Raw genomic sequence first — 23660 nt, 5'->3', positions numbered from 1 at the left:
TGATGATGCATATCAGATATCGATTTCAGGATATCGACCCCGCCCGTTTAAATGCCCGGCGACAGCGCCAATGAGCGCTCGAATATCAATGCTGGAGCATAATCATGACGGACAGGAAGTTTCGTGTCGGGATCATCGGCGCGGATACGCAGGCGAGCTGGGCTGGCGCATCACACGTCCCCGCGCTTGCGGCGCAGCCATCGCTGGCGCTGGCAGGCGTGGCGACACGCCGGGAAGATAGCGCGAGGGCTGCGGCCGAGGCGTTCGGCGCCGAACGCTGGTACGCGGATCCCTATGAGCTCATTCGGGATGAAAGCATCGACGTCGTAACCGTTGCCGTGAAGGTTCCGGCGCACCATGACCTGGTAATGGCGGCGCTGAAAGCGGGCAAGGCGGTCTATTCAGAGTCACCGCTCGGAGCGACCTTGTCGGAAACCGAGGCGATGGCGGCCGCGTCCAAGACGCTTCATACCGCGATCGGATTGCAGGGCCGCCACAATCCGGCTGTGCGCCGCGCCGCGGAACTGGTCGCTTCCGGCAAGCTTGGACGTCTGCTGTCGGCCCGCGTCGACGCGACGACATTCGGCTACGGGCCCCAGACGACGAGCAACTACGACTATTTCAACAAGGCCGCGTCGGGCGCGAGTTTCATGACGATCACGAGCGCCCATGTTCTCGATGTAATCGAAGCGGTTCTTGGCAACATCATCGAGGTCGACGCCCGCGTCGCGCTCCTCTGGCCGGAGATCGAGGTCGTCGATACCGGGGATATCTCGGCCCGCGAGATCCCGGATCATCTTGACCTGATCGCCAAGACCATGAGCGGAGCGCCGGTATCGGTCCAGGTGCTCGCCGGCGTTCCAGCCGAAGACGCGCGCTTCAGTTTCGAAATTCGTGGAACCGAGGGACGGTTGACCCTGACCGGCAATCACCTCGCCGGCGCACAGGTCGGCGATCTCAGGCTCACGGCGACCGTCGCGTTCACACCACCCGACACGCCGATCGCGACTGGTGTCGGCCCGACCGCCGCGGATTTTTGGGCCGGCGCCGCGATCAACGTCGGGGAAGTCTACGCCTCGCTCGCGCGTGACCTGATCGCGGGCACTTACAAGACGCCGGGGTTCGATCACGCGCTTCGCAACAGCCGCCTGGTTGCTGCGGTGGAGCGCGCGGCCCGGACGGGCGAGCGGCAGCGCGATCTCGGCTGACCTGATTTTCAAACGGGATCCGGCGTCACGTTCTACGGGCCGGGCCGTCAAGACAAGGAGATGTGGTATGCGGATGCGCAAGCTTGGCAGCAGCGGACTGTTCGTGTCCGAGCTCTGCTTCGGTGCGATGACCTTCGGGGGATCGGACGGTCTGTGGGGACAGGTCGGAAAACTGGGGCAGAACGATGCGGATGCGCTGATCGGCGCCGCGCTGGATGCGGGCGTCAACCTCTTCGATACGGCCAACATCTATGCGCATGGCCGGAGCGAGGAGATCCTGGGCCGATCGCTCAAAAATTTGGGCGTGGCGCGGGACGATGTGGTTGTCGCGACGAAGGTGGCGTCGCCCATGGGCGATGGACCGAACCGAGGCGGTGCGTCGCGGCTTCACATCCTGAGCGAGTGCCGCGCCAGTCTGCGCCGATTGGGGCTCAACCATATCGATCTCTACCAGATTCATGCCTTCGATCCGGCGACCCCGATGGAGGAAACGCTGGAGGCGCTCGACACCCTCGTTCGTACAGGCGATGTTCGCTACATCGGGCTGTCAAACTGGGCCGCCTGGCAGATCATGAAGGCCATCGGCATTACACGCGCGAGAAATCTGGCGCCGATCACCTCGCTGCAGGCTTATTACACGCTCGTCGGCCGGGACGTGGAGCGCGAGATCGTGCCGCTCCTCGCCTCCGAGCAGGTGGGCCTGATGGTATGGAGCCCGCTCGCCGGAGGCTATCTGACCGGAAAGTACGCCGACGGCGGAAATCCCGAAGGCGCACGGCAGACCGAACTCGACTTCCCCCCGATCGACCGCGTCCGGGGTGAGCCGCTGATCCGCGTCCTCAAGGACGTTGCCCACAAGCATGATCGCAGTCCCGCGCAGGTCGCGATCGCGTGGCTCCTCAAACAGCCGGTGGTGTCGACCGTAATCATCGGCGCCAAACGGGTCGAACAGTTGCGCGAGAACGTTCAGGCCACAGAGGTCCAGCTTGACCCGGACGACATGGCGCGTCTCGATTCCGTCAGCCGCCTGCCGGTCGAGTATCCGGGCTGGCTTCTGAATGCGCCGAGCAGTCGCGGCTCGTGATCCTTGCGGGTTACACGGCTGCCGTTCGCCTGGGTTCCTCAAACAGCAACCCCATGTTTCATGACTGCCAGCTACTGCAACGCGATCGAGACGATTATCTTCCTAACAACGCTCAACAACGCGCAACGCTCAACAAGGAGATATTCATGCCGGCAGTCCTCGTTCACGGTGTTCCTGACACTCATCGCCTTTGGGATCCCGTCCGCTCACATCTGGCGCGCACCGATATCGTCGCACTCGATCTCCCGGGCTTTGGCACGCCGCTGCCATCAGGCTTCGCCTCGACCAAGGAGGAGTATCTCGACTGGTTGATCAAGCAGGTCGAGCAGATCGGCGAACCCGTGGACCTGGTCGGCCATGACTGGGGCTGCCTGCTGACAGGGCGCCTCGCGTCGATCCGCCCCGATCTGGTGCGAACCTGGACCGGAATCAGCGGGCCCATCGATCCAGAATACCCATGGCACTATCTCGCCAAGATCTGGCAGACGCCAGGTGAAGGCGAGCAATGGATGAAGGACCTCGACCTCGAGGAATTTGCGGCGAAGCTCGTCGAGGCGCAGATGCCGCGAGATGCGGCGGATGAATCGGTTCGGCATCTCGATGCCACTATGCGGGCAAGCATTCTCGCACTTTACCGTTCCGCAATAGAGGTCGGCGCGGAGTGGAAGCCGGGTTTGAGCAGCATGACCGCGCCAGCGCTGGTGATCTGGGGCCTGGACGATCCGTTTTTGCCGCACCGCTTCGCCGACGAGCTGGGCAACGCCACTGGCGCGCGTGCCGTCGTGAAGCTGCGCAGCTCACATTGGCCGATGATAGAGCGTCCGGCCGATGTCGCGCGCGAACTCGAGGCCCATTGGACTCACGTTTAATTACCTGCGTTTGCGTTACTTGGGCTCAAACCCACGCAGCCGCAACGCGAACGGCAATGATTGGTCACCCGCTATGCGCCCAAGCATTTGTCCGGAAACGAAACCATGGTGAAGCAGCACGGCGAGCATTGCCCGGGTTGCACCAGACAGGAGCACGCCTACATGACAAATTCAGCAAACACCCGGATCGGCGTCGGCATCGTCGGCGCCAGTGCTGATCGAGGCTGGGGCGGAATTGCTCACGTCCCGGCGCTGCGGGCGCTCGATGCGTTCCAGATCCGCGCTGTCAGCACGACTCGTATGGAGAGTGCGAACGCGACCGCTAGCCGACTAGGCGCCGATCTTGCCTTTGACACACACCAGGCGCTGGTCCTGCGGCCGGAGGTCGACTTGGTGGTGGTTGCGGTTAAGGTGCCGGAGCACAAGCAGATCGTTTCCGACGCGCTCGCCGCGGGCAAGATGGTCTATTGCGAATGGCCGCTCGCGCGAAACCTATCGGAAGCGGAAGCGCTGGAGGGGTTTGCCCGCGAACGGCGGCTGCGAACGGCTATTGGGTTGCAGGGCGGCCTGCACCCGCCGATCCGCTATCTTCGCGACCTCGTCCGGCAGGGCGTGATCGGCATGCCGCTCAGTACGAGCATCCGAGCGCATTTGACCGACGCCATGTGGCTCGGCCGATATGACCCGCCGTTCGAGTACATGGCTCGCGCAGAGAATGGCGCCACGCTTCTAAGCATCATGCTCGGCCACGCGCTCCAACCGCTCGCGCACGTACTCGGCGCATTTGAGAGCCTGTCCGCCGTCGTCGCCAATCAGCGAGGCGACGGTGTCCGCCTCTCGGATGGCACGTCCCTCCCGAAGGACGCGCCGGACGAGATCGTCGTCGCCGGCGTTCTCGAAGGCGGGATCGTCACTTCGCTGCACTACAGTGCCGGGCAGTCCGCCGGCTCGGCGATGGTGTGGGAGATCCAAGGCACCGAAGGCAGTCTGCGCGTCGAGACGGCATCGGGCTACATCCACTTCGGCGATGTGACCATCACTTTGCGCCGCGGCAGCGAGCCTGTCCAGCGGCTACAGGTCCCGCCCGCATATGCGGCTCCCGACCTGCAACTCGACGCACCCGCGGCTGGTGTCGCCCGCCTCTACGCCCAGTTCGCCGCCGACCTCCGCGATGGAACCGCCGATGCGCCGGACTTCGCGGTCGCGCTCGATCGTCACCGGGTGCTCGAGGCGATCACACAGGCCGCTGAAACAGGTCATCGCCAGCATCTGTCCCATCCCGACCTAGCCAATTCCAATCTCTGAAAACCCGGGGAGTTTCCTGACCATACCCGTGCACCTCATGCACGAAAAAGTTCAGTCAATAACGCGGCTGCGGCGAAGATCGTCATCTCAGCTTTCCGTCGAAGCCCCCAGATACGTGTCAAATCAGGGAAAATGCGGCGTATCGGTATTAGAAAGCTACAACTCGGTGGCAAGAGGTGCTCTTCGCGGATTAAGGCGCACCTTCCCACGTTGCGGGAGCACTAGCATGAGGATACTTCTGGCCGAAGACGAGGTGGAGTTCGCCAAAGCAATGCGCGGCGCCCTCGAACGTGATCGCTTCGTGGCCGACTGGGTGACTAGCATTTCGCTTGCGAGAGAAGCATCCCGGTCGCAGGTGCACGAGCTCGTTTTGCTTGATCGCACTTTGCCTGACGGCGACGGCCTCAGCCTTATTCCACAGCTGCGGGTAGACAATCCGGGCGTGCCTATCATTGTGTTGAGCGCTCGCGGGGAACTGAGCGACCGCGTATCCGGGCTTGATGATGGCGCCGACGATTACCTGGTGAAGCCTTTCGACCTGGAGGAAATGCTTGCTCGCATCCGGGCCGTGCAGCGCCGCCCGAACGAACTTGCACCAGACGAGATCGTCGTCGGCGACCTCGTATTCGACATGGCCTTTGGCGAAGCACGGGTTCACGGAACGCAGTTGGTACTGCAAAGGCGTGAAGTTGCAGTGCTCACTGCGTTGATTCGGCGTCGCGGGCGCGTTGTCCTGCGCGAGTCCCTTGAGGAAGCAGTCTACGGCTTCGACGACGCTATCCAGTCGAACACACTCGATTCCCATATCTCACGCCTGCGTCGAAAACTCAGCGATTCGGGCGCTGGCGTCGAGATTCATACGGTCAGAGGGGTGGGTTATTTGCTCAGGGCAACGGATTGAAGCGCCGCCAGCCATCGTTGAAGACGCGCCTTGTTACCAGACAGCTGATCCTCCAGTTTCTGGCGGTCGCGGCTACCGCCATTGGCTTCATCATCTTTTTCGTCAATTCGGCTCTTGACGGGATGTATGTCGAGGAGGCCGTCGTAAAAGTCGCTGCAAACTCGATCGTCCGAGATGCGGCCGGAGCCCCAATAGTGGAAGTGACGCCCGAACTAGCGAACCTTCAAAAGGAATCGCCGGATCTCTGGTTCGCGGCCCGGTTTAGCGACGGCAGTGTGGTCGCCTTCGGCCAGGTGCCAGCGGAGTACTCTCCCCTCGTTCCCCACCTTGACAAGCTGTCTTCGGCAGACATGCGCGGGCAGTTCGATCCCTTTACCCTTTCCGCCCTCGTTCGACAGGAATCAGGCCCCGCAGGCGATATGAAGATCATTGCGCATGGTCGGGTCCAACCCTTCACGGCGCTCATCACAATAGCATCCAATCTCGTAGCCACTGCCATTTTCCTCGCTCTGGCTCTCGTCTCCATCGTCGCGACGCCAATGATCGTCAAGCGTGCCTTGGCCGGCGTCATAAAAACCGCGGAGGAAGCAGAGCGGATCGACACCGGGCGTCGCGGCATCCGCCTTTCGGAAGACAAGGTTCCACGGGAGATCGGCCCGCTTGTCCGCGCTGTCAATGAAGCTTTCGACCGTCTCGATGAGGGTTATGATCGTCAGCACCGCTTCATCGCGTCAGCCGCGCATGAACTGCGCACGCCGATAGCTATTTTGAGAATGAAGATAGACGCCGCGACCGAGAAGGGCCTGCGGTCGCTCTTGCCGGACGTCTCACGGCTTGCGACGCTGTCCGAGCAACTGCTCGATCTTCATCGGTTGGACAATGGCGCGCCGAGCGACCGGATCGACCTCGTTGCGCTCGCCCGCAGTGTCGTTGCGGATCTGGCACCGGTGTTGATCGCGTCGGGCAAGGCAATCGAGGTGATCGTTGAACAGCCCGGTTCGATTAGAGGCAACGCTGGGTCGATAGAACGCGCGCTCACAAATCTCATCCAGAATGCCGTCGAGCATGGCGGGAACGAGGTGATCGTGCGGGTCAACGGTACCTCTTTGGAGGTCGAGGATAACGGCGTTGGTATTCCGGGGGAGGAGCACGAACGGGTGCTTGAACCCTTTCATCGGCTGCGGCCGCGATCTTCCGGTACCGGCCTGGGTCTCAATCTGGTCAAGCAAGTCATCGATCATCATGGCGGCCGCATCACAATCGCAGAGGCCCCCAGGGGTGGGGCGATCGTACGATTAGAGTTCACTGCGGCGTCGTAACCGCGGCCGAGCCAATGTTGGCGCAATGTTTCCCTGCGCATCTACACGGACGCAGCGCGATGCCGGGCTGCCTGCATCCATACTCGCGGTCTTGCGCCTTTGCAGTGAGCTGCGACCGCGAGGCGCCGCCTTGTCATACTTGAGGTTGATAATGATCACAGATGATCAATGGCACCGACCCGGCTGGCCAGAAATACTGATTGGACTCGTCGCATATGCAGTGCTTCTTGTTTCGTTCGGCCTGCTGATGGGACTTCTGCCCAGCAACGATCCCGTTCTCCTAGGAGTTGTCGGCTCGACGGCAGGAGGTTTCGTCGGCGTCGGTGCTTTCGCCGCAGCATATAGCCTGCGGATACGGGTTCTGCGCTCGTTCGGGTTCCGACCGGTCTCACCTCGCTGGCTCATGATCGCGACTGGAGTCGGAATCATCGGATACGGTCTTAACCTGATCATACAGTTCACATATCAGGCGTGGTTCGGCAGCAATGATCCTCAAAGCATCCTGCATGCAGCGGCGCGTGGCGGCCCGCTCCCTTTTCTCTTATCATTTCTGGGCGGCGCCATTTTCACGCCCTTCGGCGAGGAAATCCTGTTCAGGGGCGTCGTTGCGAATGCGCTCAACCGCTACGGTGCGTTTGCCGGCGTCGTACTCAGCTCAATTATATTCGGTCTCGCGCACGGCGTCAGCGTGATCCTGCCCGTTGCGATCATGGTTGACCTTCTATCCGCCATCTTCTTCCGGGCGACGGGATCGGTTTGGCGCAGCATCGTCCTTCACTGCGTCTATAACGGGGTCAACAGCATCGCGTCGGCGTTTGGCTTCGCACCCATGCCGTAAATCGCCATAAACGCAGTCCGATCTGCTGAAACATGTCGTGCGCCAAAGGAGTGAAACAGAGCGAGGAAATCGTCGCGCCACCTGCGCCGGTTGTCATAAGACGCCCTTTACTCCTTGGGTGCGTAGGGCTCGATGTCCGCGGACCAATAGTGTCTGGCGATGTTTTGACTGTTTCGGATGACGTGGTAGGCAATATCCGGATCGCCTCCTTCAAAAGTGTCCGGATCTGCACCGCACATCAGGCAATACATTCGCTGATGAACTACGCCTGCAAAATATTCCAGCACCGGCGCGGCGTCTTCCTGATCGATTGCTCGCAAGTCTTCGGCAACCTGTTTGACCGCCTTTTCCAAAACCAGAGAGACCGCAGCAGCCAACGCCGTGTCCGCACGTTTGATGACGTCGACGGCTTTTCTTTCGGCGGGAGTGAGAACAGGGCAACTATTTTTCACCACTAACTCCGAGTTTTGATGATTTTGGTTGTGCAGCCACTACGCCTAGTCTGGTGAAGTGGTGAGGAGCGACAGGTAGCTTTTTGCTCTTTCGGTAAACTCGCGGTCGGTGTCAGAGAGGGACTCAAGCCTTGCATGGCGGGCGTCGATTGCCGCTTCGAGGCGATCTGTGATTTCCAGATCCGACGCACGGGCGTGATCGACCAGAGCGCGAACAACAGTTTGCAATGCGAAATTCTGTGCGGAGAGTGCCAGCTGCTGTCGTTCACTCTTGTCTCGTTCCATATCCTCCCGCCGGTCTTTTTTCTCCCGAAGTGCTGCCGAACTGCCGCGCACTCTCTCCCAGTGACGGGCGACGCTGCGGCCCATATAGAGGATTTTCCATGCCGTTTCTGGATCTCCTCCCGTGTTGGTTCTCAAGTCGGCCCCGCACAGGCGCAGGAACAGGTGGCGGAGGACGGCGTCCGCAAAATAGTCTTGTGGTGATCTGCCGACACCGAGCGACTGAAGTTCATGCCCTGCGGTCTGGGCGGCGCGCTCAATGGCTTCATCGACAGCGGCCATCAGGGTCTCATCTGCCTCCTGTAATAGGTGGGGTTCTTTCTGCATGCTATCCTCTAATGCTGTGCAGCCAGGCTCCCTGAGCAGTGGCTCACTTGCAAGAATATTCTGCCACTCACGACGACGGGAATAATTGCGGTCCCTTCTCGTCAGGCGTCCTCGACCGCTTGCCGTACAAGGCGTTCACCGACCTTCCGGCCCCGCCAAGTGAACCTTATCTTGAAACCTATACCATCCTGATAAATGGTTCCTGATGCACGACAATTCGCGCATGATAGGGGACACGGTCATAAAGATCGACGATGTCGTGGTTGATCAATCTTACGCATCCGGAAGAGACGCTCTTGCCGATAGACTGCCACTCGGGACTACCGTGTAGCCGATATAGAGTGTCGTGCCGGTTCTGGAAGATGTAGAGCGCCCGCGCGCCGAGCGGATTCATGATCCCGGGATCCATGCCGCCGTTCGCGACGGAATAGATTTCCAATTCCGGCTGACGAGCGATCATCTCTGCAGGAGGTTTCCATCGTGGCCACGGCTGGCGCCAGTGGATGATACCCTCGCCCTTCCAGGCAAACCCGTCTCGGCCTATGCCGACGCCGTACCGCATGGCCGTACCGCCCTCTTCAACGAGATATAAGAAACGGTTGGGCGTATCGACGACCACCGTGCCAACCTTTTCTCCCGTCGGGTCAGCAACACGCTGGCGATAATACTTCGGGTCCATATTCTGGTAGGGGATGGCAGGCACGAAGTGCCCTCCATCCTCGAATGCCGCATAACGAGCTTGAAGCTCAGGATCGGATGCAACTGGCGAAGGTGATTGAACTTGCTTCGCCAACATCATCTGCTCCGGAGTTGGGTTGTTCGTCGCGCAGCCGGAAAGAACGGCGGCGGCGGACATGGAGCCAAGGAGAAAGGTGCGGCGGGATATCTGATGGGTCACTAGCTGCATAGATAGTATTCACTGGTCTCTAACCGTTGCCCGAATGGCAACATCTCGAACCAGAAGAACAATTTCGCGGGAGTATTGTCTATCGTTTATCGAGTGATTGCGCGCATAACTGATTGTTATAAGACGCATCCCAAATCATCAGCGCTTTGGCTTATTCCTTCAATTTCTTTCAGACGCGGCATGACGAAATCGGTAAAGGCGCGCACCACAGGACGCATGAACTTGTTCGACGGGTAGGCAAGGAACGCCTCAGTCGGCTTCACTGCGTAGGCGGGAAGCACGCGCACAAGCCTGCCTTCGGCGATCAGGTCTGTTACGAGACACCATTGCACCTGTCCGATCCCTCGTCCTGCCAGAAGTGTGTTGAGAAGAACGTGAGCGTCATTCGTCCGGAAGACAGGTTTGACCGGAATTTCGATTGTCGGAGATCCGGATCGCATCAGCGGCAACATATTCTTGCCTGACAGGACGACGAAGGTCGAAATTATGCTGAGGCTTGATAACTGCTCCGGAGACCTCACCTCGCCGACGCGTTCGAGATAACCGGGAGCGGCAACGAGAATACGTTGCATCCAGCCGAAGCGCCGGGCAATGACCTCCTGAGCCTCTATCCGGCCATAGCGTAGGGTGAGATCAAAATTCTCGTAGATGAGATCGACGGTACGGTCGTCCAAGACAAGATCGACGGCAATTTTTGGATGCAGGTCCTGAAAATCCAGAAGGATGCCGTGGAGGTGCTTTGAACCGATACAGGATGGCGCGTGAATGCGGAGATTGCCCTCGATTTCGCCTACGTTCAATCGGATACCCTCGAGGGCGGCATCGATGGATGCGATCGCGCCGCGGCTTGCTTCGTAAAGCTCCAGACCGTGCGTGGTCGGGCGGATATTCTGGCGCGATCGCTCGAGAAGCCGTGCATTCAGATGTCGCTCGAGATTGAGAAGATGTTTTGTAACAGCGGGCTGCGAGATGCCGAGATCTCGCGCCGCGCCGGTCATGGAACCCTTCTCTACTGTTCTGATGAATGCCTTCAGGGCCGCGTTCAAATCCACTTATAACTCCTGGCTATCACATCGATAATGCCATAACTAAAATGCGAATGTGGCCACGCCGCGACTGATCGTGAGTTCAGAAGCCCGAATTTCGAGGCTCAAGGTCGGGGCCTTCAGGGATGAGCGGATTCTCCACTTCGAACTCAGTCGTGACGACCACTGCAACGTTCCCGAACGGTTGTCCGAAGGACGTATAACTAACGCGCCGCGCGCTGATTTTTCTCGGTTGTGTGCTTAGCGCCGGAAAGGCGCTTCCAAGCGGCGATCGGACTGCTCCCGGAGGATTTTCCAAACTCGGACAATGTTGCCGCAATCTTCTCCTGCTCTGTGGGGTTTCGGCTGGTCATGGCGGCCGCGGGGCGCCGCTGTGTCTCGCTCGCGTCGTCAACGAACCGCCAGCGCTCATTCTCGAAAGGAGATCAACAGAATGCTGCAACGCCCTTCCATTGACGATCGTCGGCCCGCGGTAGCCATCCTCTCCATCGCCCTCGTTGGCCTCGCTCTATCAGCGTGTGTGTCGACGGAAGAACGGCAGTACAGGGACGCGAATACCTGCCAGAGCTTTGGGGCACCCTACGGGTCCCGCGCTTATTCGAACTGCATGTTGGAACAACAGGCGCGGCGCGACAACGCGCAACGGGAGTCGCTCGAGCGGACCCGATTGACGCAAGAGATTGCGAGAGACGCTCAGGTTATGGCCGATCGCGCGCGCTGGGACCGCTGCAGGCGGGATCCTGATCGGCGCGAGTGCAGGCGATAGGAACAGTCGGCCGCTGATACTTCCGTACGCCGGCTCCGCGTCGCGGCGGCAGACGCTGTGGCGCCCGACAACAAGGCGTTTCCCATGAGATTGCTTATCCCGCGCCTTTCTTGGCGCTGATCTTCATCCAAGCGCGAGGCGCGGCGTTCGTTGCAAACGGGGCTGGTCGCCCTGTCGGCGACGGCATTGGCCATAGCTCTCCTGCCGGAAATTAGCACGGCATCCGAAAACAAGGGAAACACAATGACCTACCGGACGCGCCGGCCAAGTTACCGACAACATCCTCTATCCGCGTGCCCGCGCGCAACGCGGCCATGCCGGCGGCTTACGACCGTTGCCGCGACAAAGGCGCTAACATCATGTCCGACAAGCCGAACATCGCAGCCGCAAAGGGCTTCTTCGCCGCGCAACATTGCGGCGATCTTGATGACGCATTTGGCACCTACGCGCATCCGGATTTCCGCTTTGTGGTCTCCTGCGCGTGCAACGACGAACTGCGCGCCGCCATCCCCTGGGCTGGCTACGAGCATAGAGGCCGCGAAGGCTACCAACGCCTGACGGCACTTCTCTTCTCAGAATACGAACTGCTCGCTTACGAGACCACGCGATTTACCGATGCCGGTACGCAAGTCTTCGTTGAGGGCCATTTCCGTCTGCGCCACCGTGAGACCGCGAGGATCGCCGACAGCGACTTCCTCGCGCGATTTGAGATGCGCAACGGAAGATCGTCAGCGGCCAGATATACGAGAACACCGCAGCCGTTGCCGCCGCACGCTGCGCCGACTGAAGTCAATCTGATTCCAAACAACATGCTTTCCATGGAGCCATGACTCCGAAGAATGCACCTTGCGCTATGCGAAACCGCCGGAAAGACGCTCCTGATACTCTTCCGAGGGCGAGAAAACCCCGCCGATGTGCACGCTATAGCCCGATATTACCGCACACGTTCACGCCGGGCCTTCAATGCGGCAGATCTATCGCCTTCTATCTCCACAAGAGCAAAGAAGTGGAGATACGGAATGAGCGCCGCGCAGCATGTCGCCCGCAGGACAATTCGCCGGCAGCAGCTACGAGAGATCGTGCCGCTTGCCGACAGCACGATCTACGAGATGGAGCAGCGAGGAGAATTCCCGCAGCGCTTCTATCTCACCTCGCGCTGCGTCGTCTGGGACTTGGCAGAGGTCGAAGCCTGGCTCGACACTCGACGCGATGCCTCACGGGCTAACACCGTTAAGCGCGCTCCCAGTCCGGATGTGAGATTGCGCCGCTCGCGGCCCATCAAACACTAGGCTCGAGCTCAAGCAGTTCCATCGTGGCCGGGAGTAAAGTCGGAACATACTTTCGCCCCAAGACCCATGCGTCCACCAGATTAGACCACTCCTGCATCATATGCCGGCGCTGATGCTCGTACTCCGCCTTGTTGTAGACACCACGCGAGGATCGGCCGTCCTCGTGCGCCAGGCACTTCTCGATCCAGTCACTGTTGAAGCCGAGCTCATTCAATAAGGTCGAGCCTGTGCGTCGAAGATCGTGAACAGTGAAGGGTTCGAGTGGTAACCCCTCCTTTTTTGCTCTGACAACGACTGCGGTCGTAATCCGGTTGAACGTCGCCCGCGACATCGGCGCGTCAGCATCATATCGCGACGGAAGGACGTAGCGCGAATTGCCTGCGCAGGTTTTCAGCGCGATGAAGATGTCGACGGCCTGCTGTGACAGATAGACGTTGTGCGCCTTCGACCGCTTCATTCGCTCCTTGGGTATCGACCAGACGGCGTTCTCGAAATCGACTTCATCCCACGTCGCGTCTTGCAGCTCGCTTTTCCTGACCATCGTTAGGAGGAAGAGCTTCATTCCCAGCCGTATAGTCGGCAACGTCGGCACATGCTCGAGCTGACCGAGCATGACGCGGATCTCCGCAGGAGACAGCGAACGGTCTTTGGGAACGAACGTCGCAATTGACGCGGGCCCAACTTCGTCCGCCGGATTCGCGACCTTCTCGCCATGCAAGATCGCGAACGCGAAGATCAGCTTCACGATATCCCGCACATGGACGGCCGTGGCTGGAGCCCCGCGCTCTTTCACTTTCCCGCACATCATGCGGAGATCGTCAGGCGTGATCTCTGTCAGAAGCCTGTTTCGGAACGTTGGCAAGATGTCGCGCTCGTAGATCGAGCGCCGCATGGCGCGCGTGCTGTCCGCCATACGCGACTCCTGGAACCACTTCTCGCCGAACTCGCCGAACCGCTTCGCCTCCTTCAGCCGCCGCTTGTCGTGCTGCTTCTCTTGAGCAGGCGACCGGCCCTCAGAAATGACCCGCTTCGCATCGATCAGCTTCTCGCGAGCCCTGGCAAGCGAGAGGCCATCTGGGCCGTATCGGCCGAGCGTCAGCGTCTCGCGACGTCCGTTGAGGCGATAGTCGTACCGGAACACGATCGCCCCCGACGGCTGCACCACGACGTACATACCGTCACGATCGCTTACCTTGTACAATTTCTTCTGTGATCTCAGCGCCTTAATCGCAGTATCAGTTAGCATGAGTGCCTCCAAACCGTCTAAAAAAACCGAGGAGAGGCGCCGATTATACCGTCAGGCAAAAGCAGGCGATGCAGGAAGCAGGATTCCCGTTGTGAATCAGCCTGTTAACACCAAAAATAATACCGTCATCAGCTCTCTCAGCCGTGACGGTATAGAGAAATTCACGATCGAACAAGTTGGCCCGTACCGTCTGCTATACCGTCAAATCGGAGCGCTGCTCCTCGATAGACGGCGATAGATGACATCACAATTATCCTGATATTTTAATGCGTTATAGCGTATTTGAGCGTGCAAACGGATACTGTCGGAGGGGTAAAAATCATTCCCACTCGATCGTGCCAGGCGGCTTTGAAGTCACGTCGTAAACCACACGGTTGATGCCGCGCACTTCGTTGATAATGCGGGTGGCGGCGCGGCCGAGGAATTCCATGTCATAGTGATAGAAATCCGCCGTCATGCCGTCGACCGAGGTGACGGCGCGAAGCGCGCAGACGAATTCGTATGTGCGCCCGTCGCCCATGACGCCGACGGTCTGGACCGGAAGCAGCACCGCGAAGGCCTGCCAGATCGCATCATAGAGACCTGCTTTGCGGATTTCGTCGAGATAGATGGCATCGGCTTCGCGCAGGATGTCGAGCTTCTCGCGAGTGATGCCGCCCGGGCAGCGAATTGCGAGCCCCGGGCCCGGGAAGGGATGGCGGCCGATGAAGCTATCGGGCAGGCCGAGCTCCTTGCCGAGTGCGCGCACTTCGTCCTTGAAGAGCTCACGCAGCGGCTCGACGAGCTGCATGTTCATGCGCTCCGGCAATCCGCCGACATTGTGGTGCGACTTGATGGTAACCGATGGGCCACCGGTGAAGGATACGCTTTCGATCACATCCGGATAGAGAGTGCCCTGGCCCAGGAAATCGGCGCCGCCGAGCTTCTTGGCCTCTTCCTCGAAGGTCTCGATGAACAAGCGCCCGATGATCTTTCGCTTGGTCTCCGGATCGCTGACGCCTTCTAGTTCGCCGATGAACCTGTCCGAGGCATCGACATGCAGCAAGTGTAGATTGTAATGCTCGCGGAACATCGCGACGACGCTCGCTGCCTCGTCTTTGCGCATCAGGCCATGATCGACCAGGATGCAGGTGAGTTGGTCGCCGACGGCTTCATGAATTAGAAGAGCTGCCACCGAGCTGTCTACGCCGCCGGAAAGCGCGCAAATGACGCGCTTGTTGCCGACCTGCTGGCGGATTTGCTCGACCGCCTTCTGACGATAGGCCGACATCGACCAGTCGCCCTTGATACCGGCGATGTTGTGAATGAAGTTGCCGATAAGCTTCGCGCCGTCCGGGGTATGCACGACTTCCGGATGGAACTGCACGCCGTAATATTTGCGCTTTTCGTCGGCGATGAAGGCATATGGCGCGTTGGAGGAGGTCGCGACGACCTCGAAGCCTTCCGGCAGCGCCGTGACGCGGTCGCCGTGACTCATCCAGACCTGATGGCGCGAACCCTTCGACCACAGCCCTTCAAACAGCGGGCAATCCTTGTCGACGTCCAGGAAAGCGCGGCCGAATTCGCGGTGATGGCCGCTCTCGACCTTGCCGCCGAGCTGCATGCACATCGTCTGTTGGCCGTAGCAGATACCGAAGACCGGCAGGCCGCTGTCAAAGATGATCTGCGGCGCGCGGGGCGAACCTTCATCGACCGTCGAAGCCGGGCTGCCGGACAGGATTACGGCCTTCGGCTGAAGGCGCTTGAAGCCTTCTTCGGCGGACTGGAAGGGAACGATCTCGCAGTACACACCCGCCTCGCGCACGCGGCGTGCGATCAGCTGGGTCACCTGGCTGCCGAAATCGACGATGAGAACGCTGTCGGGATGTGCTGTCTGGGTCATGGCGAGCCTTTAATGAAAAGCACCCGTCCTGGCAATCCAGGAAATCGGCCGAGCCGGGATTTTATTGTCCTGATTGTCCCTGCTTTAGAGGGGTTCAGAACCAGAAAACACCATCCTCGAGCGCTGTGAATAGGCTATCGACGGCATAGGAGAGCTTGCGGTCTATCACGTGCAGATACTCTGTCCAGCCGGAAATATGCTGCAGTTCTTCAGCGCCGTCGGAGATTCCACGAAGGCCGATCAGCGGCAGCCGATAGCCTTGGCAGGCACGCAAAATCGCGAATGTTTCCATGTCCACCATGTCGGCAGCGATATTCCTGTAGGCCGACCCTGAAATGACGTTGCCACCGGTGGAAAGGCTGGCCTCTGGAATACCGGGAATGCGGAGCGGCAGGTCGATGACCGCTGGAAGATCGAGGAAGGGTGTGTGGCCCTTCTCGAATCCAAGCGGCGATGCATCCATGTCGCGATATGAAACGGAAGAAACCTGATAGACTTCTGTCTGCTCCAGCGTCGCGGAACCTGCCGAGCCGAGCGAGACGACAAGCTGCGGCAGGTCGTCGACCTGATCGAGCCTTGAAAGCGTCTTCGTCATCGCGACCGCCGCCTCGACCGGACCGACGCCCGTCATCAGCGGTTCGAAACGCGAGCGCAGGAAGGGGCCATATTCGGCTTCGGCCGCCATGACGAAGAGGATGGACTTGCCGGCGACCGGTTTCAGTTCGAATTTCATCCCGTAATTCCCTCTCTGCCGCGAACGACCATCATCGTTCCCGTCATGGAGGCGATCAGCTTGGCCGGTCCGTCGCCGATCGCATAGCCGCGCCCGTCGGCGACGATGATATTGGAGCCTGGCTTGGTGATCTCGCCGCGAAACAGGAATCGCTCGCCGCGGCCAGGTGACATCAGGTTGACCTTGAATTCGATCGTCAGGATCGAGGCATTGGCGTCGATGACACTGTAGGCGGCAAAGCCGCAGGCGCTGTCGAGAGCTGCCGAGATGATGCCGGCATGAAGAATGCCATGCTGTTGCGTGAGCTTGACGTCGAAGGGAAGTTCGATCTCCACCACGCCGTGCTCGACGCGCGTCAGCTCGGCGCCGATCGTTTCCATCGCCGCCTGGCGGGTAAAATTCTGACGGATCCGTTCGCGGAAGTCGCCGTTGTTCCTAACGCTCATACAGTTGTCCCCTTGCGACCGCGAAAGTGGCACGGCGCGCCGGTTTCGACAAGGATGAAAGGCAAGCAGTTCCGATATGCGATCGAGCCGGAGTGCCGCAAAGACGGTCCGCAGCATAAGCACCGGCTGAAGATCAAGCGCGCTCGCGTGATATCCTGACGATATGCTGATCCCATGCCACATTGCTGCGCGTCGCAAGGAACTCGCCGTCATAGGACGAGATCGCAAATCCGTGCCTGGCGGGCGCAATGCCGGCAGCGTCGGGGATGATGTCTTCGGCCAGTACCTTGCCGGAGTTGGCGTCGATGATCGCCGATGCACCCTTCGGCGACGTCACGCCGACGAGGGCGTCTTTGCGGTTGACGGCAATGGCGCCGACATAGTTGCCGAGCTGGCGGGTCGTTTTTTCCGGCAGATCGACGAATGCTAGTTCCTCGCCTTTGGCGAAGTGGCCCACGAGCGGCGGCAGGTCGTTACGGTGGCCCTCGTACTGGCATGCGAACCACACGCGGCCATTGGCGTCGATATCGACGTGACGGGTCGAGACCTGCGACCATTGCCGCGGCAGCACATGTTTTTCGACGAGCGTGCCATTGGACGCATCGATCAGCGTCAGCGATGGCTGCATGTTGCCGAGGTTGAGCTTCGTGCGGCCGTAATCCGGATGGGTCTCGATGCCGCCATTGGCGATGACAAGACAGCGGCCGTCATCCGAGACGATCATATCGTGCGGGCCGATGCCATAGGTCTGGAACTCGCCGATGCGGGCGAAGCGGTTTGTCGCGTCGTAGAGACCGACCATGCCGCGATTGCCGTCAAAATCGTTCTCACTGGCATAAAGCAACCGGCCATCCGGCGAAAAGGTACCATGTCCGTAGAAGTGGCGGCCTTCGGCGGAGGTTATAACGACCGGCTCACCCCTGTTCCAGGGATCGAAGATCATTGCATAGGTGCCGGGACGCCGAGCGAAGGCGACGGTCTTGCCGGTGCTTGGGCTGAAAGCCATGCCATGGGCACGTGCGGGGAGGGCGACCTGATCGACGATTTCGCCGCGTTCGGTCACGGTCGCGACCGCGAAGGAGCCGTCGGCGGCGCGGATGCCCGAGGCATAAACCGCATCCGCGCGCTCAAGTGCCAGCAGCCCGCGCGGCTGCAATGCGGCGAGAAAGCTCAGGCCTGCTGCCTTGACGAGACTGCGCCGGTCGATCGCGGCGCTCCGCCACATCGGCTCAGTCCCCGTCGGAGAAGGAGAAGCCGGCCGAAAGGCCGATCGCGCCGCCATATTCGTCGCTGATGCGGGTGATCAATTCACGGCTCGTCGCCAGAAATGCGTCGAGCTTGGCTTTCTCCGCATCACTGGTTGCCACGTCGATATCTGGATTGAGCTTCGGGGCGGTATCAAGCAGGGTCTTGAAGTTCTCCTCGATTGCATCAGCAACGGGTTTCTTGTCGGCAGGCAGGAGTTCCGCCATTCCGGCCTTCTGCCAGAGCGTGCGCAGTCCCTCGAGGTTTGCCGTCATCGATTTCCAGGTGTTTTTCGAGCGCCAATAGATAGCCATGCGCGGGCGCGGTGTCGTGTCCCGACCTTTGTAAAACAGCTCCAGCCGCTGATCGCGGACGGTTTCGACGCCGTGGACAAGAATGCCGAGAAGCGCCGTCACCGCTTCCTTGTTATCCATGAAATCTTCGCTTTGCGGACCGGGACGTTTCCAGCTTGCCTGCACGCCGTCCGGCTTTTCCCAAGCCGCAACGACTTCGCCTGCCTCGCGCTGGATATTGCCCGCGACAGCAGCGCCATATTGGCAGCGGAACCCGTTCCTTTGTTTGAGAAGCTCGTCTGAGCCGTCGCCGTAAAGTACGTATTCAAGCGCCGTCAGACCTTGCAAGGCGACACTCTTTTCCCCGATCGCGTCGACCGTTGCATCCTTCGGGTCGGCCTTGGCAAGCAGTGCCTGTACCTGTCTAAGACCGACGCCCTTTCGGTCAGGGAAGAAGAGGATGTGTTCGAAGAGATTGTCGTGCATCACCGGGCCGGTTTGCACGATCTCGATGATCGACCAATAGCGGATCGTATCGTCGAAAGCAGATTTGGCCTTGTCCAAAGTCTGCTGCGTGCCACCGTCGCAAAGGTCCTTCATCGCCGTCGTCAAGCGTGCCGTAGACTGTTGCATGTTGCGATAGCCGGGACGGATCACCTCGTCGACGGCGCGCGCCATCACGCCCGGCACCGCTTCCTCGTTCAGCCCCGTCGCAGTCGACGCAGTCTGTGCAGTTGCCGATGCCGCAAGCATGAATGAAAGCAGGAGAGGTTGCCAAAGGCGCATTACAGGGACTCCAGGAATCTGATCAGGGCCTCTCTATCGTCCTTCGGCAGAGAGGAGAACGCATCGCGGGCTTTCTCGGCTTCGCCGCCGTGCCAGAGGATCGCTTCGGTGAGATTTCTGGCGCGGCCGTCGTGGAGGAAAAAGCTGTGTCCGCTGACAGTCCGGGTCAGTCCTATACCCCATAGCGGGGGCGTACGCCATTCACGTCCGCTTGCGTTGCCAACTTGCTGGCCATCGGCAAGACTTTCGCCCATATCGTGCAGCAGGAAATCCGAATAAGGCCAGATAAGCTGAAAGGACTGGGCTTTTTCGGCGGCATCCCGACGCGTGACGAATTTGGGCACGTGGCAAGATATGCAGCCGGACTGATAGAAAAGTTCCTTGCCCCTCAGCGTGCCGGGAAAGCTTGCCTTTCGCCGCGCCGGTACGGCTAGATTCGCAGAATAGAAGGTCACGAGATCGAGGATAGGCCCGGGCGCCTCTTCATTGCCCAGGCGCTTTTGAACGCCGGTCGGCATTTTTTGGCATTTTATCTCGGCCCGCGTGCAATCCCCGTGTGCATCCGGACGATCGGGCGTCGATATGCCGATGTCGCTGGAGAAAGCGGCAGCGCTCTGGTCGCGCACAGTTGCATTCTGTGCCTTCCACCCGAAGCGGCCAAGGGTGACCGCGCCTGTGCGATGATCGCGCACGATGGCAGCCTTGCCTGAAATGCGGTTACCATCTTCGTCGTCCGGGTCGGCATGCGCGAGGATGTCGGCTGCTGGAATGGCTTCGATGAGGCCCAGCCCGATCATCGCCGGAGCGACGCGCGGCGATATCGTGGTCGCCGGATCGAGCGGGCCGTAGGCAAGATCCTTCACTTCGTAGGTCGGCGCGCGCAATGAGACAGTTTCTCCGCCGACAAGCGTAACGGTCCTTTCCGTATAGCGAATGGCCATCTTGCCTTCGGCGGCGAGACCGGGCACGGCAAGGTCCTGCAGCTGATGACCATAAGTGGGGTCTGGGAAATTGGCGGCGCTAGCATTTGCGATCGCCTCTCCTTCTTCCGGTGTCGCCGCTGCTCGTCCAAGGCGAAAGAACATCGATGTGGCGCTGACGCCGCCTTCCGGTGGCCTGCCGCGTCCGTCGTTGACGTGGCAGCTCATGCAGGAGCGCGCATTGAAGAGCGGTCCGAGGCCATCCGATGCCTGTGTCGAGGATGGCGCGGAAACCCAGAGCTTCTTGAAGAGTGCGTTGCCGAGCTTGAAGTTCTGCTCTGCCTCGAAGGGAATGTTTGCCGAGATATGCGAAAAGGAATCCTGCCTAATCGGATCGACCGATGTGGCGGCACCCGCCTGCATCGCCTCGTATGGCTCGGCTTTGGAAAAATCACTCGCCGGGCGCGTCACGGCCTCGACGCGCTTCAAATCGGCATCGGAAAGATCGCCACGTTTCGTCGGAAGATTAAAACCGGCGGCAAGAGCCACCGGAAGGCCGGCAAGCGTGGCGCAGAAAGCAGCGCAGAGAAAAACGCGACGAACCGGATTATGCGGCATTTCAGAGTTCGGGCCGCTTGGGTCTGCAAGCGGCCCGCCTTTTTGCTTATTGGAAGACAGCGTCAGGCTTATCCAAGCTGTCGGAACCTTCAAGCTGAACCGTGCCAAGATCGAGTGCGGCAATAACACGCTGGATCGACTTCGTTTGGTCAACCAGACCGTCGACGGCGGCTTGAACGGCGGCGTTGCCGTCTTTGTTGCCTTCGGCGATCATCTGGTCATACTTCTCGACCGTCTCGCCGCGTTTTGCCATGGCATGCATTGCGTCAAGCGTCGTCTTCAGCTTGCTTGCGACTTCGGTATCGAGTGCCTTGTCTTTCGCCGCAACGAGATCGTGCAGCGACGGGCCGGACAGCTTCGTTCCGTCGACGCGGGTGTATTGCCCGCTGTAAGCGGCGGCGATGCCGATCGCATCGTTGAGGTGCGAGTTATAGGTGTTGTCGGAGAAGCAATCATGCTCCTCTTCCGGATCGTGCAGCAACAAGCCGAGCTTCATGCGCTCGCCGGCGAGTTCGCCGTAGGAGAGCGAGCCCATGCCGGTCAGGATCGCGACGAGACCCGCCTTCGGATCGGCCTCGACATTCTTCGTCGCAGCACCGTCAGCCACCCAATTATCGGTCATTTCCTGCAGGTCGGAGACCAGCAGCGTGGATGCCGACTTCAGGTATTCGGCGCGGCGATCGCAATTGCCATGTGTGCAATTCTTGAGGTCGTAATCGGTTGCCGGGCGGCTGCCCGCCCCCGGGCCGGTTCCGTTCAGGTCTTGGCCCCAGAGCAGGAATTCGATGGCATGATAGCCGGTCGCGACATTGGCCTCGACGCCGCCTGCTTCCTGCAGCGTGCCGGACAGGAACTCCGGCGTCAGCTTGGAAGCGTCGATATCCTTGCCGTCGATCTTGATCGTCTTGTTGGCGATGACGTTTGCAACATAGAGCGCGTTCTCGTCGCTCTCCGCGCCGTAGGAGGCATCGACGTAATCGATCAGGCCTTCATCGAGCGGCCAAGCGTTGACCTTGCCTTCCCAGTCATCGACGATTGGATTGCCGAAGCGGTAGACTTCTGTCTGCTGATAAGGAACGCGGGCTGCAAGCCACGCATCCTTGGCAGCCTTCAGCGTTTCGTCGTTCGGCGTCTTCAAGAAGGCGTCAATGGCCTTGTCGAGCGCCTTTGCGGTGATCAGCGAGTCCTCGTATTTGGCATGCGCCACTTCGGCATAATGCTTCACGACGGCCGCAGCATCGGTGTCCGCGAGAGCCGGGCTGGATAGGGGTGCTATCGCCAGCGCCAATGCTGCGCAGATATTCTTGTTGAGCTTCATGGTCCTCTCCTATGACGGATGTCCGTCTGAAATCGCCCGAATCTCTTCGCGCAAAAGAAAACCAGTGTCAAACACTCTAGTTTGGAATGATTTTAAGAATAGAAGTTGTTTTAAAAGCGCTTGTTCAGAAGGGAATTTACTTGGAAAAGGGTAGAAAATTGACCCAATAGCGCAATTGTTCAATTTCTGATCTGGATCTTCGGCGCGAGCGCCATCACATCAGGCGCCTTAAGCTTTACGCTGCATCCGGCAGAAGAAGAAGCCGTCTGTATCAGTCGATGCCGGCGTCAGTGTAACCGTTTCACCGTCCGACGAACGCGGGCGCGGTGCATCCTTGCCGAATAGCTCGTTCCAGGCAGCCAGAGCGCTTTCGATGGAGAATGCCGGATTTTCCGCGGCGAAGCGTCGGACCTGTTGTTCGTTCTCCTGCGGCAGCACCGAACAAGTGACGTAGATCAGCTCGCCGCCGGGGCGCACGAAGGCGCTCGCCTGCTTCAAGGCATCCTGTTGCTGGCTCGTACGCTCGTCGAGGTTCTTTGCCGTCAGCCGCCATTTGGTATCGGGGCGGCGGCGCCAGGTGCCGGTGCCCGTGCAGGGGGCATCGACTAGCACCTTGTCGCAGCGAGCGCGCAGGCTCGAAAGCGCCTTTGCATCGTCATGCACTTGAACATTGCGCGTACCGGCGCGCTTCAGGCGTTCGATGATTGGCGCAAGGCGTTTGCGATCGGCGTCATAGGCATGGATCTGGCCTTTGTTGTGCATCGCTGCCGCCATGGCAAGCGTCTTGCCGCCGCCTCCGGCGCAATAGTCGAGCACCTGCTCTCCATCCCTCGGCAGCACCAGATCGGCAACGATCTGCGATCCTTCGTCCTGAACTTCGAACCAGCCTTTTTGAAAGGAAAGCTCGGCTGTGACGTTCGGAAGCCGTGAGGCACCCTCGCCTGCGGGAATGCGGATGCCATATCGGGCGATCTTCGCTTCATGAGCACCGGCTCTTTCAAGCGCTTTGACAGCTTTTTCACGGCTGGCCTTCAAAATGTTGGCGCGCAGGTCGAGCGTCGGCCGGGAAGCGAGCGCCTGTGCTTCGGCAAGCCAGCTATCACCGAATGCCGTCTCGAAGGAGCTTTGCACCCACTCGGGAATATCACCTTGGACGTGGACAGGCGCGGAGGAAAGAGCCCGGCCCTGGAATGCTGTAAGCGCAGCATCGGGCAGAGGAGGCGGCGCGAACCTATCGTCGGAGAGTTCAGCGGCAAGCGCCTCCGGGGCGAATCCCCACTGACGGAGCATGACGGCATAGGCGATCGCCAGCGGGCTGTCGTCGTCCATTAGGAACCCGTGTGAAAGCCGCATGCGCAGCGCATCATAAACGATGTTGCCGATTGCAGCGCGATCGCCGGAGCCGGCGAAACGATGCGCAAGGCCCCAATCCTTCAGCGCATCGGCGACAGGTCTCTTGCGCTGATCGATATCAGCAAGAACCGAAATCGCCCCCTCGAGGCGGCCGCCCAAACGCATTCACAAACTCCTGTTGCCACGGACGTGCGCACAATCCGCGGGAAGCGTGCCTGACGCTGCGG

The 23660-nt window shown here is 59.9% G+C and carries 22 protein-coding genes; 9 read left to right on the top strand and 13 right to left on the bottom strand.

From position 1 onward, the window contains the following. The first annotated feature begins 104 nt into the window (after positions 1-104). The 7 genes from BLP23_RS06055 to BLP23_RS06025 all read left to right on the top strand — a co-directional run bounded on the left by BLP23_RS06055 (position 105) and on the right by BLP23_RS06025 (position 7524). The gene (locus tag BLP23_RS06055) at positions 105-1208 is read left to right on the top strand and encodes a Gfo/Idh/MocA family protein (protein ID WP_092583941.1); all 1104 of its coding nucleotides are present in this window, start codon (positions 105-107) and stop codon (positions 1206-1208) included. Between the two features lie 67 nt (positions 1209-1275). Continuing rightward, a complete protein-coding gene (locus BLP23_RS06050; RefSeq protein ID WP_092583940.1) occupies positions 1276-2292 on the top strand; it encodes an aldo/keto reductase in 1017 nt (338 codons plus the stop codon). A 146-nt stretch (positions 2293-2438) separates the two neighbouring features. Next, the gene (locus BLP23_RS06045) at positions 2439-3161 is read left to right on the top strand and encodes an alpha/beta fold hydrolase (RefSeq protein WP_092583939.1); all 723 of its coding nucleotides are present in this window, start codon (positions 2439-2441) and stop codon (positions 3159-3161) included. 162 nt (positions 3162-3323) lie between these two features. After that, complete coding sequence (locus tag BLP23_RS06040; RefSeq protein ID WP_092584297.1) at positions 3324-4466, top strand: Gfo/Idh/MocA family protein; 1143 nt, start codon at positions 3324-3326, stop codon at positions 4464-4466. Between the two features lie 226 nt (positions 4467-4692). Next, positions 4693-5367, top strand: a complete 675-nt coding sequence (locus BLP23_RS06035; RefSeq protein WP_092583938.1) for a response regulator — start codon at positions 4693-4695, stop codon at positions 5365-5367. Further along, a complete protein-coding gene (locus BLP23_RS06030) occupies positions 5364-6686 on the top strand; it encodes a sensor histidine kinase (RefSeq protein ID WP_092583937.1) in 1323 nt (440 codons plus the stop codon). The genes BLP23_RS06035 and BLP23_RS06030 overlap by 4 nt, the downstream gene beginning before the upstream one ends. Positions 6687-6837: 151 nt before the next feature. Beyond that, positions 6838-7524, top strand: a complete 687-nt coding sequence (locus BLP23_RS06025; protein ID WP_092583936.1) for a CPBP family intramembrane glutamic endopeptidase — start codon at positions 6838-6840, stop codon at positions 7522-7524. Between the two features lie 107 nt (positions 7525-7631). Here BLP23_RS06025 and BLP23_RS06020 read toward each other — a convergent pair whose 3' ends face one another. The 4 genes from BLP23_RS06020 to BLP23_RS06005 form a co-directional block, all read right to left on the bottom strand. Next, a complete protein-coding gene (locus BLP23_RS06020; RefSeq protein WP_092583935.1) occupies positions 7632-7976 on the bottom strand; it encodes a hypothetical protein in 345 nt (114 codons plus the stop codon). Positions 7977-8021: 45 nt separating this feature from the next. Beyond that, the gene (locus BLP23_RS06015) at positions 8022-8585 is read right to left on the bottom strand and encodes a hypothetical protein (protein ID WP_233426632.1); all 564 of its coding nucleotides are present in this window, start codon (positions 8583-8585) and stop codon (positions 8022-8024) included. A 178-nt stretch (positions 8586-8763) separates the two neighbouring features. Further along, positions 8764-9492: a L,D-transpeptidase gene (locus BLP23_RS06010; protein WP_092583934.1), complete on the bottom strand. Its 729-nt coding sequence runs from the start codon at positions 9490-9492 to the stop codon at positions 8764-8766. 116 nt (positions 9493-9608) lie between these two features. After that, positions 9609-10544 (bottom strand): LysR family transcriptional regulator, encoded by a 936-nt coding sequence (locus tag BLP23_RS06005; protein ID WP_092583933.1) that lies wholly within the window; start codon positions 10542-10544, stop codon positions 9609-9611. Between the two features lie 1119 nt (positions 10545-11663). Between BLP23_RS06005 and BLP23_RS05995 the strand changes: the two genes are divergently transcribed. Together BLP23_RS05995 and BLP23_RS05990 are read left to right on the top strand one after the other, a co-directional pair. Next, a complete protein-coding gene (locus BLP23_RS05995; RefSeq protein ID WP_208603121.1) occupies positions 11664-12134 on the top strand; it encodes a nuclear transport factor 2 family protein in 471 nt (156 codons plus the stop codon). Between the two features lie 189 nt (positions 12135-12323). After that, a complete protein-coding gene (locus BLP23_RS05990; RefSeq protein ID WP_092583931.1) occupies positions 12324-12593 on the top strand; it encodes a helix-turn-helix transcriptional regulator in 270 nt (89 codons plus the stop codon). Here BLP23_RS05990 and BLP23_RS05985 read toward each other — a convergent pair. The 9 genes from BLP23_RS05985 to BLP23_RS05945 all read right to left on the bottom strand — a co-directional run bounded on the left by BLP23_RS05985 (position 12583) and on the right by BLP23_RS05945 (position 23598). After that, a complete protein-coding gene (locus BLP23_RS05985; protein WP_092583930.1) occupies positions 12583-13839 on the bottom strand; it encodes a tyrosine-type recombinase/integrase in 1257 nt (418 codons plus the stop codon). The genes BLP23_RS05990 and BLP23_RS05985 overlap by 11 nt on opposite strands. A 319-nt stretch (positions 13840-14158) precedes the next feature. Next, positions 14159-15721, bottom strand: coding sequence for a glutamine-hydrolyzing GMP synthase (guaA, locus tag BLP23_RS05980; protein ID WP_092583929.1), 1563 nt, complete (start codon positions 15719-15721; stop codon positions 14159-14161). Between the two features lie 94 nt (positions 15722-15815). Then, positions 15816-16454, bottom strand: a complete 639-nt coding sequence (locus tag BLP23_RS05975; RefSeq protein WP_092583928.1) for a 5'-methylthioadenosine/S-adenosylhomocysteine nucleosidase — start codon at positions 16452-16454, stop codon at positions 15816-15818. Further along, complete coding sequence (locus tag BLP23_RS05970; RefSeq protein WP_092584296.1) at positions 16451-16900, bottom strand: PaaI family thioesterase; 450 nt, start codon at positions 16898-16900, stop codon at positions 16451-16453. Before BLP23_RS05970 ends, BLP23_RS05975 begins: the two co-directional genes overlap by 4 nt. Before the next feature lie 133 nt (positions 16901-17033). After that, positions 17034-18125, bottom strand: coding sequence for a DUF1513 domain-containing protein (locus BLP23_RS05965; RefSeq protein WP_092583927.1), 1092 nt, complete (start codon positions 18123-18125; stop codon positions 17034-17036). Positions 18126-18129: 4 nt separating this feature from the next. Beyond that, positions 18130-19224, bottom strand: coding sequence for an imelysin family protein (locus BLP23_RS05960; RefSeq protein WP_092583926.1), 1095 nt, complete (start codon positions 19222-19224; stop codon positions 18130-18132). Then, positions 19224-20762, bottom strand: a complete 1539-nt coding sequence (locus BLP23_RS05955; protein WP_092583925.1) for a di-heme oxidoreductase family protein — start codon at positions 20760-20762, stop codon at positions 19224-19226. The genes BLP23_RS05960 and BLP23_RS05955 overlap by 1 nt, the downstream gene beginning before the upstream one ends. A 46-nt stretch (positions 20763-20808) precedes the next feature. Beyond that, positions 20809-22080 carry an imelysin family protein gene (locus BLP23_RS05950; RefSeq protein WP_092583924.1) on the bottom strand — a complete coding sequence of 424 codons (1272 nt, stop codon included), beginning with the start codon at positions 22078-22080 and terminating at the stop codon, positions 20809-20811. Between the two features lie 228 nt (positions 22081-22308). Then, positions 22309-23598: an RsmB/NOP family class I SAM-dependent RNA methyltransferase gene (locus BLP23_RS05945; protein ID WP_092583923.1), complete on the bottom strand. Its 1290-nt coding sequence runs from the start codon at positions 23596-23598 to the stop codon at positions 22309-22311. Positions 23599-23660 lie beyond the last annotated feature (62 nt).

Origin of the sequence: Rhizobium mongolense subsp. loessense, from assembly GCF_900099775.1 — a bacterium.
Taxonomy (GTDB): Bacteria; Pseudomonadota; Alphaproteobacteria; order Rhizobiales; family Rhizobiaceae; genus Rhizobium; species Rhizobium loessense.
Note: the sequence above shows the minus strand (reverse complement) of the source record. Positions and strands in the feature narration are given on the sequence as shown.